A 12779-nucleotide genomic window follows, 5' to 3' on the forward strand; every position below is an offset into this window, starting at 1 on the left:
CGAAGGCGCCACCGTCCACGGATGGAAACAAGCCCTCGGCGCCCTCGCACTGCACTTCCCCGACCGACTCGACCCCTACCTCAACTGACCGAACCGAAGTCATTTACACAAACCACTTGACAGGCTCTTGACTGCCCATAAGACTCGAAAGAATCCGAAGTTCGCCGCAACTGGCGAAATTTGATCAACAATTGTCGTTGCGTGCAAAAGGGCGCTTCGATTGCATCAGGACAAAACGCTGGGCGAGATGGCGGCTGACCTCCGGACTCAGTGTCGGGACGGCTTTCGGCGATGTTCAGGCGCTCACCAAGTTCAGCGAGTTCCTCGCAGCCGTGGCTCCCGACATTGACGGGCTGGCCAGCATCGACCGTCCGCTACTGGAGCGCTACCTGGCCTGGCTGACCGACCAGCCCGCCGGCACCAGCTCCAACGAGGCCCGGGTCGGCGGACTTCACCTGTTCTTCCAGGCCATCCGACAGCACGGCTGGGACGACTCACTGCCCACCACGGCGGTGTTCTTCACCGGAGACTTTCCCCGCCGTCGGCAACGCGTGACCCGCTACCTGGCCGAGTACGTCATGGCCCAGGTCGAGCAGCCCGCCAACCTCGACCGCTGGCCCTACCCGGAAGGGCGCCTGATCACCCTGATCCTCATCCGCGGCGGGCTGCGAGTTTCCTCCGCGGCCAACCTGGACTTCGACTGCCTGCTGCACGACGGACAGAACGCCCCTTACCTGCGCTACTACAACACCAAGATGGAACGAGAGGCCGCCGTCCCCATCGACGAGGAGCTCGAAGCCGCCATTCGCGCCCAGCAGCGCCGGGTTCTGGACCGCTGGCCGGACGGCAACCCGCACCTGTTCCCCCGAGCACGGATGAACGTCGACGGAAGCAAGCCGCTGTCGCCCGACACCTACCGGGCCTGGATGCAACGCTGGCTGGCGACCTGCGACGTTCGCGACGAGCACGGCCAGCCTGTTCATCTGACACCGCACCAATGGCGCCACATCTTCGCCACAAGGTTGATCAACCGGGACGTCCCCCAGGAGGTCATCCGCGTCCTTCTCGATCACGAATCGAACGAGATGACCTCGCATTACGCGAAGATCACCGACAAGACCATCCGGCGGCACTGGGAACAGGCCACCAAAGTCAACATCAAAGGTGAACGGGTGACGCTCGACCCGGACGGGCCGCTGACCCGAGCGCAGTGGGCCAAGACCCGCTACGGGATGGCCACCCAAACCCTGTCCAACGGCTACTGCGGCCTGCCAGTTCAGCGATCCTGCCCGCACGCCAACGCCTGCTTGACCTGCCCAGTCTTCCTCACAGGACCGGAGTTCCTCCCGGAGCTGCGCGAGCAACGTCACCGCACGCTCACCCTCATAGATGTCTCGAAGGCCAAGGGGCAGACCCGCATAGTGGAGATGAACCAGCAGGTCCTGGGCAACCTGGACCGCATGATCGGTGAGGCCGAGAAGGACGAGCAGGAGGCCGACGCCGATGCGGGCTGACAACTCCCACCACGTCATCGCCGCCGCCCGCCAGCGGGCAGCGGACACCCGCAAACGCGCCGAGTCCGCGCTGCGCCGCATGGACAAGAGAGGCCTGCCGATCACCTTCGATGCCGTCGCCAAACAGGCGCGGGTGTCCAGGTCCTGGCTCTACAACCAGGCAGATCTGCGAGCCGAGATCGAACGGCTCCGAGCAAGGCGAGGCTCGGCGTCAGCGAGCAGGCCGGTTCCCGACATGCAGCGCGCCTCCGACGCCTCGCTGCTGCGGCGTCTGGAGCCCGCGGCCGAGCGCATACGACACCTGGAGGCAGAGAACAAGCAGCTCCGCGAAGCACTCGCATTGGCTCTCGGGGAACGCCGCGCGGGCGACGTCCAGCGCGGCACCCGCGACACGCCGAGGAAGAAATCCACAGCGATCATCGGACCCTGCTGACCGCCCCGTCGACGACACCGTCCTCGTTACATCACCGCAGGTCAACAGCGCGATCACCTTGACGGCTCAAGATAAGATTCGCGCTGCAGCTGGCGACGTTGCCGTGGCTAGGGTTCGTCCCGTCCGATGTCCGGGCGGCGCCGCCGCCGGCGGTCGGGCGGGTCGCGACCCAGCTCGGTGTGGAGGTCGGCGCCCCTGCGGCGGCTGAGGCGCACCGTCGCCTGGTTCATCACAGACAGCCCGGCGGGCGAATCGCACTCGGCGTCCAATATGGACATTTGCGGGCGTCGCTGGCGGAGTCCTACGGCGGCCGCTCCCACGTGGACATGCTGCAGATCCTCGACCTCGAGCAGGCACTGGCCACCGCCGACACCCTCGTTGCGGCCGCCGAGCGGCTCGACAACGGGGAGGGCGTCAGCGGCCCAGCCGCCACCCACTACATCGCCGCCGCCCAGGAGTTCCAGGCCGCCTACGCAGGCGGCTTCGCCTCCAAACGCCAATACAAGGCGCTGCTGGACAATCCCCGCCTGCAGGTCTTCGACCACCCCGAGGCACTGCTGACCTGCAACCACGACCCGCTCAAGGCGCTCTGCGATCCCAACCGGGGCAAGCCGGGAACTCGGCCCCGGCGCACCCCGAGCCAGGACCGATGCCACAGTTCCTGCGCGAATATCTCCCGCACCGACACCCACATCGAGCGCATCCAGGCCGAGGTCGACCGGATCGACGCCGAGATCACCGACGGTCTGGCTCCGCTGCCGATCCGCGAACGCCTACAGCAGCGCCAGTCCGCACTGAAGGAGATCATCGCTCGCCACCAGGTCACTCGCATCCACCCGGACTCATCAGAGGAACCCCAGTGACCGAGCAACCGCAGCCGGAACACCACTCGGCAGCCGAGATCGCCACCGCCATCCGTGACGCGCTGACCCAAGCGGCCGAGGCCACCGCCACCAGCCGGACCGAGGACGCCGCCGAGGTCCGGGCAATCACCGAGGCCATGGTTCGCCTGCTCATCGGTGTCCCGCTACGTTCCAACGGTCAGCTCACCGTCAAATCGCTCGCCGAGGAAGCCGGACTCTGCACCTGCTCCAGGCCGCGCTGGTGCACGTCAACACCCTGCTGCTGCAGGCGGTCCTGGAAGTCCCGCGCTTCCACGACCTCATCGGCCCGGATGAGCGGCGCGCTCACGCCGCTGTTCTGGACCCACATCAACCCCTACGGCCGGTTCAGGCTGGACATGTCCACCCGCCTGGACCTCGCCGGGGCGCCGGCCACGGGCACCGGCGGCCGGGAGACGGTGCTGTAGTGCGCGCCGAAAGGACATCCGTGCACCCGCCAGGGCAACGCAGCTAGTGGCGCGCCCCGTTTCCAGACGGATTACTCACCGGCACGCCCTACCTGCCCCGGAGCAATTGCTTCCCATCTCGCACTGCGGCGGTCAGTGAACACGCGGTCACATCCCACGACATACGACAGCTGAGGACTGACCGATCTGCCACCGCCGCGCCGCAGGACGCGGGTCAGTGCCAGCGGAACCGGTTGATAAAAACAGCAACAGCAGGCACCCGAGACAACGCGGCGAACAAGCCGAAACCCAGCACACCGCCGATCACATTGAAGAGCAGATCGTTCGCATCGGCCAAATGGCCGCCGCCCAAGAGGTTGTCAGTGAGGAACTGGGTCAGCTCGATCGCCAGACTGAACGCCGCTGCCGCGGCCACCACACGCCACCAGGAGGCTTTGGCCAGCAGTAGCGGCACAATTATCCCAACAGGCACGAAGACCAGGATGTTCTTCACCGCGTCGCCGACCCCATAGTCCGCGAGCGGCTCGAAGTAGACCTTCCATTGCGAGGTGAAGGACTTGTTCAAATAGATTGGGAATACTGTGTTCGCGACGACGCCGGCGGCGTAGACACAGAGTGCGAGCGCGACGGCGGCACGTGGCACCGACAGGCGGCCGCGGCTGTGCAGGTACCACAGCATGGCCAGGAAGATCGCTGCCGCGGCGGGAACTACCACCGGAAGTACCGGGACCTCGCGAAACACTTCGTATCGCTTCCTTTCACGAGTTGCAGCGCAAGACTTTGCCAACGCCTTGTCGGCATATCTTGCACTACGCCACGCGCATCCCGCGGCGGGGTCTGGCGGGGCTGTCAAGTTTTGGGTGTAACTGGGTTTGGTCGTTAGGTCAGTTGCGGGCGGCGGACAGGCGTCCGTCGAAGGCGAGGTCGAAGGCGTTGAGGGCGGCTTTCCAGCGCATGGTCCAGCGTCCGCGGCCTCGTCCGGTGGGGTCCAGGCCCATGAGGGCGAGGTAGAGGCATTTGAGGGCGGCTTGTTCGGTGGGGAAATGCCCTCGGGCGTTGATCGCGCGGCGTAGCCGGGAGTTGATGCTTTCAATAGCGTTGGTGGTGCAGATGATCTTGCGGATCTCGACGTCGAAGGCCAAAAACGGCACGAACTCGGCCGATGTCCCGCTCACGGACTGTGGCGCTATGGGCCCACACCGGCCGGTCAAAGCCGCCGGTGGTCGCCACCGGCGGCCCAGCCGCGGCGAACCTCGCCCACCACGTTGCTGCGCGCGCCGGCCGGTTCACCGGCGAGGCCCACGCCGCCCGCTGTCTCGCGATCTACCAGCAGGTTCTCGACTACGGCAGACTGAAGACGGCATGAGCCCGATCCGGGCCCGGCACAGCCAAGCCCACTGCAACCTCCACGGCACCATCGGCGGACCCCGCGGCTGCACCGGCCTCACCGACCACGGCCGCCACCAAGCCCAGCAACTCGCCAAAAGGCTGGGCGCTGACCACGCGCACGCGCCGATCACCGCCACCTACACCACCCCGCTCCGGCGAGCTCGGGAAACCGCGGACATCATCGCCAACCACCTGGCTCTGCCCGTCGGCGCCGAGACGTGGACCGCCTACCTCCAGCGCACCACCACAGCCCTGCGGGACATACTCGCCCAGCACGCCGGCGGCACCGTGCTGATCGTCGGCCACGGCGAAACCGTCACCGCCGCCACGCACCTCTTCCTCAACCGCACCGCCAGCCTCCGCGCCAGCACCGCGTTCGCCATGCACTACGCCAGCATCACCCGCTGGGAACAACAACCCCTCGCCTGGACCAGGCCCGACGCCGGATGGCGCTGGACCCTGCTCACCCACAGCGACACCGCCCACCTCCGGACATAACCCCGGCATCCTCACTCAACGAGCGAACCCCGCCCGCCGCAGGCATCACCGCAGGTCAGCGCCTATTCCGTTGGATATTCCGCGAAATGTCCGGCGACCCCGTTTTGCGTAGCGGTGCGGGTAGCGGAACCTCAGGCGTTCCCTGGACTGTGGGTGCCCCTCCTGTTGTATGTCCAATACGCGGCGGAGGGGCACGGCCTCGCAGGGAGCCCAAGGGCGGGCATTGCCTGAGAACCCGCGGCGGTGCGAGCTGCGAGGGTAGGCCAAGCGCTTGCGACAGCTCACACCGGTAATTACTCAAATGTCGCGGCTGCGGCCGCAATAGGAGTCAACGATCTCAGCTCTTCGTTCATGATCAGGAACGCGCCGAGCCCGTGGAAGTCGTTGTCCATTCGCGGGCGCTCCAGGTAGTACCGGGCATCGCCGACGTTCGTGCCGATCACGACGTCGGAGATCCTGGTCCGGCCGTCCGAGCCGATGGACACCTTCGCCAGTACGCCGCGGTACCCGCGTTGCGCCACCGGCCAGAACGCCGGGCTCACGTAGCCTCGCTCGACCGCCCGCGCGAGGGTGTAGGTGAACATCGCCGAGCACGATGTCTCGGTCCAGTTGCCTGCCAGACCCGGTTTGACGGGCAGCTGGAACCACCGGCCGGTTGCGGGATCCTGCCAGCGTCGGTAGCCGTCCGCGAGGTACCGGACAATCTCGACGAGCGCGGCCCGGTCCGGATGCGTGCGTGGAAGTTCTTCGAGCACGTCGACGGTGGCCATGCCGAACCACCCGACCGCCCGGCACCACACCTCCGGCGAGCGCCCGCTGGTGTCGGCCCAGCTGGAGCGGCGGGTCTCGTCATAGGCGTGGCGCAGCAGGGCGTCTTCGTTGCGCAAGTGCCCGAAGTAGGTCAGCAGCTGACGCGGCGGGCCGGTGTGGTCACCTGCGCGAGCCAGGAACGGCTGTGCCATGAAGGCACCGTCCGACCAGAGTTGACCGTTGAACGCGACGTTGTGGATCAGGGCGCCGTCGCTGGCCCGCGGGTAGGTCGCGACCCGCGTGACGATCCTGTTCGCGGCCAGGCGGTAGCGCGAATCGCCGGTGGCCTGCGCGAGGTCGAGGAAGACGTTGCCCACGAGCATGCTGTCGAGGTCGTTGTACGGTTTGCCCGTGCTGCCGTCCGCAGCGACACGCGCCGAACCCCACGCCTTGACATAGTTGAGGTAGCGGGTGTCGTGAGTGCGTTGGTAGACCTGAAAAGCCGCGTGCAGGAACAACGCGTCGGTGTAGCCGAGGCCGAGCGACGTGGCGGGCCGTCGCGCCATCGTCGAGTCCACCACCGCGGTGGACCAGTCGCTTGGGCTCGGCGCGGTGACGCCGTTGTCGACGGACAGCGAGTCGAGGTTCGGCCCGCCTTCGGCCGTGGTCGCGGTGGCGCGCACGACGTTCGTCCCATGCTTGAGGTTGACGCGGAGCGTTCGCGTCGCCCATGCCGTCCAGCTTCCCGTGCTGGGGAAGGAGATCGCGTGTGGCGTGCCGTTCACGACCACGTCGAGCGAGCGGTCTGCGCCGGTGCCGTTGGCGAAGCGGAACGTCAGTGCGTGTCCGCCGGCGACGGCCGCGTGCACGGTGAACGAGAGGGAGCTTCCGATGGTGTTGTCGTAGTTGACGAATCCGGTGCCGGTGAAGCCCAGGTGGTTCGACTCCACGGCGGCGTCCGTGCGAGCAGCGCGTTCCGCCTCGTACACGGTGGTCGCGGCGAACGCGGGAGTGGGTGGCGGAAGTAGCAGGAGGAGAGCCAGCACTACGAGCACTACGCGCAGTCTTGACATCATAAGCCCCCAGCGGGTGGTCCAATGAGATCGCTCTCACTCTGGTGCCGCTGGAAAATGCCGGTCAACAAGCTAATCGTCATTATCTGGAACGGCCTGGTAGTAGACTGCCCGTTTGGCGTAGCGGGTCGCGAGATCGCGGAACTGCTCGAGCCCGTCAGCGCATGTACCACCGATTTGGTTCAGCTGGATTTCGCCGGACGTCAACCTCGCGGCCCGGACGACGCAGCAGGTGGCTGATCAGAGCCCCGCGAACTGGCCGTGGTGAGCGGGTCCGCTGGTGGTGCGTGAACCGCCGCGTCGAGCCTTGCCGGGACATCCGGACTCTCGATGCTGAACTACTCGCGGTCTGCCCGACGTGTGTCCGGTGTACGGATGGCGTGAGGAGCCGACCGCGATGACAACGACCCTGTTCCGCCGCCCAGGGCGGGAGAAGCCGCCGGAGATGCCGACCGGCGAGCTCGCGTTGGAGGAACCGCCGACGCTGCCGGAAGCCAGCGGCGGCAAGGACATCCTCTCTTCGCTGATGATGATCCCGATGATGCTGGGCACCGGCGTGTTCATGCTCATCTACATGGGCAGGATGAACCCGATGCTCGGCCTCGGGATGTTCGGCCTCATGCTGCTCATGGCTGTCTTCATGGTGTTGATGCAGGTCACCCGCGGGGGTGTGGAGCGCCGTCAGAAGCTGCGCGGCGACCGCAAGGACTACCTCCGCTACCTCGGCCAGGTCCGTAAGCAGGTCCGCACCGCGGCGTCCAGCCAGCGCGCCGCCCTCGCCTGGCGGCATCCGGATCCTGCGGCGCTGTGGTCGGTCGCGATGACCGGCCGCCTGTGGGAGCGCCGCGCGGCGCACGTGGACTTCGCCGAGGTGCGGCTCGGCACCGGCTCGCAGCGGCTGGCGCTGAAGATGACGCCCCCGTCCAGCAAGCCCATCCAGGATCTTGAGCCCCTCGCGGCCAGATCACTGCGGCGGTTCATCAACGCCTACACCAGCGTCGCCAACCTGCCGACCGCGCTGTTCCTCCGGGGGTTCTTCAAGATCCGGTTCAGCGGGGACGAAGACGCCATCCGAGGCACCGTACGGTCGATGATCGCCCAGCTCATCACCTTCCATTCGCCAGAAGACCTGAGGGTGGCGGTGTGCGCGAGCCAGGATCGTGCGTCGCTGTGGGAGTGGGTGAAGTGGCTGCCGCACGCGCAGCACCCGCTGGAGCAGGACGACGCCGGGCAGGTGCGGCTCCTCGCCGACGGGGTGGACGCACTGACCGACCTGCTCGACGCCGAGCTCGGCGAGCGCGGTCGGTTCGAAGCCGCCGCGTCGCCCAACCGCGACGAGCCCTACGTGGTGATCGTGCTGGACGGCGTCTTCGTTCCCGGTGAGTCGCGGCTGGCGGGCACCGGCTACCGCAATTCCATCGTGCTGGATCTCAGCGATGCCGTCGAAGGCAACGTCGGAACGTCCGCGCTGCGGCTGGACGTGACGAAGGAGCAGGTCGAGATGGTGCGCACCAGCCGCACCGGCAAGGAGATCCGTACCCGGCTGTGCACCCCGGACCTGCTCAGCCTGCCGCGGTCGGCGGCACTCGCGCGGGTCGTCGCGCCGTATCGCCTCGGCGGCACCACCACCGACGTCTCCGAGCCGATGCTGGTCAACTTCGAGCTGCCCCGGCTGCTCGGGGTGTCCGACCTGGACGAATGGCACCCGCAGACGATCGCGCGCAACGGCCTGACCCGCGACCGGCTGCGCATCCCGATCGGCATCGCGGAGGACGGCACCCCGGTCGAGCTGGACATCAAGGAGTCCGCACAGGGCGGGATGGGCCCGCACGGGCTGCTCATCGGCGCCACCGGATCCGGCAAGTCCGAACTGCTGCGCACCATGGTGCTCGGCATGGCGATGACCCATTCGTCGGAGACCCTCAACTTCGTCCTGGTCGACTTCAAGGGCGGTGCCACGTTCCTGGGGCTGGACGGGCTGCCGCACGTGTCGGCGATGATCACGAACCTGGCCGACGAGGCGCCGCTGGTCACCCGCATGCAGGACGCCCTGCACGGTGAGCTGGTGCGTCGGCAGGAGCTGCTGCGTTCGGCGGGCAACTACGCCTCGCTGCTGGACTACGAGAAGGCGCGGCTGTCGGGCACCCCGCTGGACCCGCTGCCGACGTTGTTCGTCATCGTCGACGAGTTCAGCGAGCTGTTGGCGGCCAACCCAGACTTCGCCGAGTTGTTCGTCATGATCGGCCGGCTGGGCCGCTCACTCGGCGTGCACCTGCTGCTGGCCAGCCAGCGCCTCGACGACGGCCGCATTCACAAGCTGGAAAGCCATTTGTCGTACCGGATCAGCCTGCGCACGTTCTCCGCGATGGAGAGCCGCTCGGTGATCGGTGTTCCCGACGCCTACCAACTGCCCGCCTCTCCCGGTAATGGATACATCCGCACGGACGTGTCCACGCTGATCCGGTTCAAGGCCGCGTACGTGTCCGGCCAGCACCGTCGGCGCACCCGTGAGGAGCGCCAGGAGGAGGTGCGGCGCCAGGTCGTCCCGTTCGGCATGGCCAGACTGGCTCGCGACGAACCGCCCGCTCCGCCTCCGCCTGCCCAGGACGACGAGAAGGACAACAACGACACCGGTGTCGACCGCGCGGCCATCGGCGAATCGGTGCTGGACGTGGCCGTGGAGAAGCTGCTCGAGCACGGCCCGCCGGCGCACCAGGTGTGGCTGCCGCCGCTGGAGAACCCGCCGGCGCTGGACCACCTGCTGCCGCCGCTGGTGCCGGATCCGGTGCGCGGGCTCGTCGCGCAGAGCTGGCGGGGGTGCGGGCGCCTTGAGGTTCCGGTCGGCGTGGTCGACAAGCCGTTCGAACAGCTGCGTGACGTGCACCTGGTCGACCTCGCGGGCGCGGGCGGCAACGTCGGTATCGCCGGCGGTCCGCAGTCGGGCAAGAGCACTTTGCTGCGCACTCTGATCACCGCGCTCGCGCTCACCCACTCGCCGTCCGAAGTTCAGTTCTACTGCCTGGACTTCGGCGGCGGGACGCTCTCCGCCCTCGAGCGACTGCCGCATGTCGGCGGTATCGCCAGCCGGATGCAGGAGGAGCAGGTCGCCCGCACGATCGCCGAGGTGCAGACGATGCTGACCCACCGCGAGCGGCTGTTCACCGAACATCGGGTGGAAGGCATGGCGTCGTATCGTGCGCGGCGTGCCGCCGGGGAGTTCGCCGACGAGCCGCACGGCGACGTGTTCCTGGTCGTGGACGGCTGGGGCTCGCTGCGAACCGACTACGAACAGCACGACATGACGCTGCGGCAGCTCGCCCAGCGCGGGCTGGCCTACGGCGTGCACCTGATGATCACCGCGAACCGCTGGTCGGACGTGCACAGCGCGTTGCGCGACCAGCTCGGCACCCGGTTGGAGCTGCGGCTCGGTGACTCCATCGACTCCATGATCAACATGCGGGCGGCCGCGTTGGTGCCGCAGATTCCCGGCCGCGGACTGACGGCCGACCAGCGGCACTTCCTCGGTGGCGTGCCGCGCATCGACGGAATGCCCGCCACCGAAGGCCTGTCGGAGGCGACCCGCGACCTGGTGCAGGCGATCCGGGAGACGTGGCGCGGTCCCGCCGCGCCTGCCGTGCGGATGCTGCCTTCGGTGCTCCCCGCCGAGGAGCTGCCAGACACGGAGCCGGGGCCGCGTGTCCCGCTCGGCTCCGGGGAGCTCGACCTGCAGCCGGTGTGGCACGACTTCCGCACCAATCCGCACCTCACGGTCGTCGGCGACACCGGCAGCGGGAAGACGGCGGCTCTACGGCTCATCGCGCAGGCCGTCACGCGCGTCAACAGCCCGGACGATATTCGCATCGTGGTGATCGACCCGCGGCGGACGCTGGTGGAGTCGGTGCCGGAGGAGTACCGCGAAGGGATTGCCGTGGCCAAGCAGGCCGCCGAGGAGCTCGCCCAGAACCTCGCGGCGCGGTTGCGGGAACGGATTCCCGGCGCCGACATCACCCCCGCTCAGCTGCGCAAGCGGGACTGGTGGAGCGGCCCGGAGTACTTCGTCCTCGTCGACGACTACGACCTGCTGACGAGCGGCATGGGCGGGCCGCTGGACCCGATGGTGGAGCTGATCCCGCAGGCCGGCGACATCGGCCTGCACCTGGTCGTCTCTCGCGCGGCGGCCGGCGCCGGGCGCACCAGCATGGAGTCCTGCATCCGGCGCATGCAGGAGTCCAACACCCCGGAGCTGACGCTGTCCATGCCGCCAGGGGAGATGCCGCTGCTCAACGGCTCGCGGGGACGGTCGTTGCCGCCGGGACGCGCGGTGCTGGCCACCCGCCGGGAGGGCATCGGGCTGCAGATCGGCTGGACGGAGGCCCCGGAATGAGACGAGTACTGGCCGTCGCCGCAGCGGCGCTGTTCGCGGTGTCGGCAGCTCCGGTGGCGTTCGCGCAAGGACCGACCGGGCAGTGCACGCCACCGGCGGAAACGACCATTGAGCGCGCGTCGTGGGCCCAGGAGCGAATGGCTGCGGACCGAGTGTGGCCGCTGACCAAGGGCTCGGTCACCGTCGCCGTGGTCGACACGGGTGTGAGCGCGGCCGCTCCGACTTTGAGCGGCGCCGTCGAGCGCGGGACGGACCTGCACGGCGGGCTCGGCAACGGCGACTGCTTCGGGCGGGGCACGTTCATCGCGGGCTTGATCGCGGCGCGGCAGGGCCGCGGTCCGTTCGTCGGGATCGCGCCAGGGACGTCCATCTACCCGGTGCGGGTCAGCGACGACCCGCCCAAGATCCAGGACCACGCCGCGCTGTCCCGGGAAATCGCGGCCGGGATCCGGTCCTCGGTCGACGCCGGTGCCCGGGTGGTCGCCGTGGGGCTGGTGTCCACCATCGGCACCGACGAGTTGAAGGCCGCCGTGGAGTACGCGACGAGCCGGGACGTGGTCGTGCTCGCGGCGGCCGCGGTGCCCAAGAAGGGACAGCTCGCGTTCCCGGCCCGCTATCCCGACGTGGTCGCCGTGGCGCCGGTGGCTGCGGAGGGTCCGCTGACCGAGCTGTCCTACGGAGCGGCCCCCGACGTGGCAGCGCCCGCGAACGACCTGGTGGGCATCGCCCCAGCAGGTGCGGGTAACCGCGTTGGCTCCGGTATCGAGCTGGCCGTTGGCTACGCCGCGGGCGCCGTCGCCCTGGTCCGCAGCTATCACCGGACGCTGTCCGCGGCGCAGGTCGTGGACCGCCTGCAGAAGACCGCGGACCAACCCGCCGGCCGCTTGCCGAACGAGTACATCGGCTACGGCGTGGTCGACCCGTTCGCCGCGGTCACCACCATCCTCGATACCGACCCCCCGGTGCAGGCGGTCGCCGAACGACTCTCGGTCCCCCTGCCCGAGCCGCCCGACCCGGAACCGGGCAACCGGGCGTTGTGGTTCGCCGGCCTGGCCGGCGCCGTAGCCCTGCTCATCGCCGGTCCGGCCATCGTCGCCACCAGAGAAAAGCGACGACGGGAGAGCTGACGGCTGCCCGCAGGCACTATGGAGACATCTTGCCCGCGGTTCAGCGAATTCCTACCGGTGAACTGAGAGCATCCGGTGTACGTGCAGTAAAGAGAAACCGCCGACAAGGTTTGCTGGAGGAGGGCTTGGCGGCGGTGGACGGGTAGCCGCTGTTGGGGCGTTACGGCACCGCAAAGGCTCGCGTCCCCAATGACCGGCAGAACCCCGAGAACGCGAAAGATCACCCGGCAGAACGACCCAGCTAGGCACAACGGGCATCCATCTTGCCCGTTGAGGCAGAGTGCGCGTCCAGGACACCTATC

General features: G+C 68.1%; 10 protein-coding genes and 1 pseudogene. 8 read left to right on the plus strand and 3 right to left on the minus strand.

From position 1 onward, the window contains the following. Positions 1–332: 332 nt before the first annotated feature. The 4 genes from E1288_RS40015 (at position 333) to E1288_RS49355 (ending at position 3256) form a co-directional block, all read left to right on the plus strand. The gene (locus tag E1288_RS40015; protein WP_207954822.1) at positions 333–1514 is read left to right on the plus strand and encodes a tyrosine-type recombinase/integrase; all 1182 of its coding nucleotides are present in this window, start codon (positions 333–335) and stop codon (positions 1512–1514) included. Beyond that, a complete protein-coding gene (locus tag E1288_RS40020; RefSeq protein WP_132493894.1) occupies positions 1504–1947 on the plus strand; it encodes a DUF6262 family protein in 444 nt (147 codons plus the stop codon). Before E1288_RS40015 ends, E1288_RS40020 begins: the two co-directional genes overlap by 11 nt. 278 nt (positions 1948–2225) lie before the next feature. Beyond that, entirely contained in the window at positions 2226–2810 is a 585-nt protein-coding gene (locus tag E1288_RS40025) for a hypothetical protein (RefSeq protein WP_132493895.1), read from the plus strand. Next, on the plus strand, positions 2807–3256 hold the full coding sequence (locus E1288_RS49355) for a hypothetical protein (protein ID WP_235884140.1): 450 nt from the start codon (positions 2807–2809) through the stop codon (positions 3254–3256). Before E1288_RS40025 ends, E1288_RS49355 begins: the two co-directional genes overlap by 4 nt. A 214-nt stretch (positions 3257–3470) precedes the next feature. Here the strand turns inward: E1288_RS49355 and E1288_RS40035 are convergent, their stop codons facing one another. After that, entirely contained in the window at positions 3471–3998 is a 528-nt protein-coding gene (locus E1288_RS40035) for a VanZ family protein (protein WP_132493896.1), read from the minus strand. A gap of 142 nt (positions 3999–4140) precedes the next feature. Then, positions 4141–4413 (minus strand): annotated as a pseudogene (locus E1288_RS40040) (transposase); the annotation flags it as partial. Positions 4414–4418: 5 nt separating this feature from the next. Here E1288_RS40040 and E1288_RS47530 point away from each other — a divergent pair. Continuing rightward, positions 4419–4622, plus strand: coding sequence for a hypothetical protein (locus tag E1288_RS47530; protein ID WP_165968517.1), 204 nt, complete (start codon positions 4419–4421; stop codon positions 4620–4622). Continuing rightward, complete coding sequence (locus E1288_RS40045) at positions 4619–5143, plus strand: histidine phosphatase family protein (RefSeq protein WP_165968518.1); 525 nt, start codon at positions 4619–4621, stop codon at positions 5141–5143. The genes E1288_RS47530 and E1288_RS40045 overlap by 4 nt, the downstream gene beginning before the upstream one ends. A 293-nt stretch (positions 5144–5436) precedes the next feature. On the opposite strand, the gene E1288_RS40050 is transcribed toward E1288_RS40045, so the two are convergent. Then, entirely contained in the window at positions 5437–6948 is a 1512-nt protein-coding gene (locus E1288_RS40050) for a glycoside hydrolase family 88 protein (RefSeq protein ID WP_235884141.1), read from the minus strand. Between the two features lie 415 nt (positions 6949–7363). Between E1288_RS40050 and eccCa the strand changes: the two genes are divergently transcribed. Together eccCa and E1288_RS40060 are read left to right on the plus strand one after the other, a co-directional pair. After that, complete coding sequence (eccCa, locus tag E1288_RS40055) at positions 7364–11350, plus strand: type VII secretion protein EccCa (protein WP_132493899.1); 3987 nt, start codon at positions 7364–7366, stop codon at positions 11348–11350. Then, the gene (locus tag E1288_RS40060; RefSeq protein ID WP_132493900.1) at positions 11347–12477 is read left to right on the plus strand and encodes a S8 family serine peptidase; all 1131 of its coding nucleotides are present in this window, start codon (positions 11347–11349) and stop codon (positions 12475–12477) included. The genes eccCa and E1288_RS40060 overlap by 4 nt, the downstream gene beginning before the upstream one ends. Positions 12478–12779 lie beyond the last annotated feature (302 nt).

It is taken from the genome of Saccharopolyspora elongata (assembly GCF_004348985.1).
In the GTDB taxonomy this organism is placed as follows: domain Bacteria; phylum Actinomycetota; class Actinomycetes; order Mycobacteriales; family Pseudonocardiaceae; genus Saccharopolyspora; species Saccharopolyspora elongata.

What these genes read in the sequence shown, in the direction of transcription:
- E1288_RS40020 (WP_132493894.1), top strand. Translation starts at nt 1,504, where the DNA reads ATGCGGGCTGACAACTCCCACCACGTCATCGCCGCCGCCCGCCAGCGG.
- E1288_RS47530 (WP_165968517.1), top strand. Translation starts at nt 4,419, where the DNA reads ATGTCCCGCTCACGGACTGTGGCGCTATGGGCCCACACCGGCCGGTCA.
- E1288_RS40045 (WP_165968518.1), top strand. Translation starts at nt 4,619, where the DNA reads ATGAGCCCGATCCGGGCCCGGCACAGCCAAGCCCACTGCAACCTCCAC.
- eccCa (WP_132493899.1), top strand. Translation starts at nt 7,364, where the DNA reads ATGACAACGACCCTGTTCCGCCGCCCAGGGCGGGAGAAGCCGCCGGAG.
- E1288_RS40060 (WP_132493900.1), top strand. Translation starts at nt 11,347, where the DNA reads ATGAGACGAGTACTGGCCGTCGCCGCAGCGGCGCTGTTCGCGGTGTCG.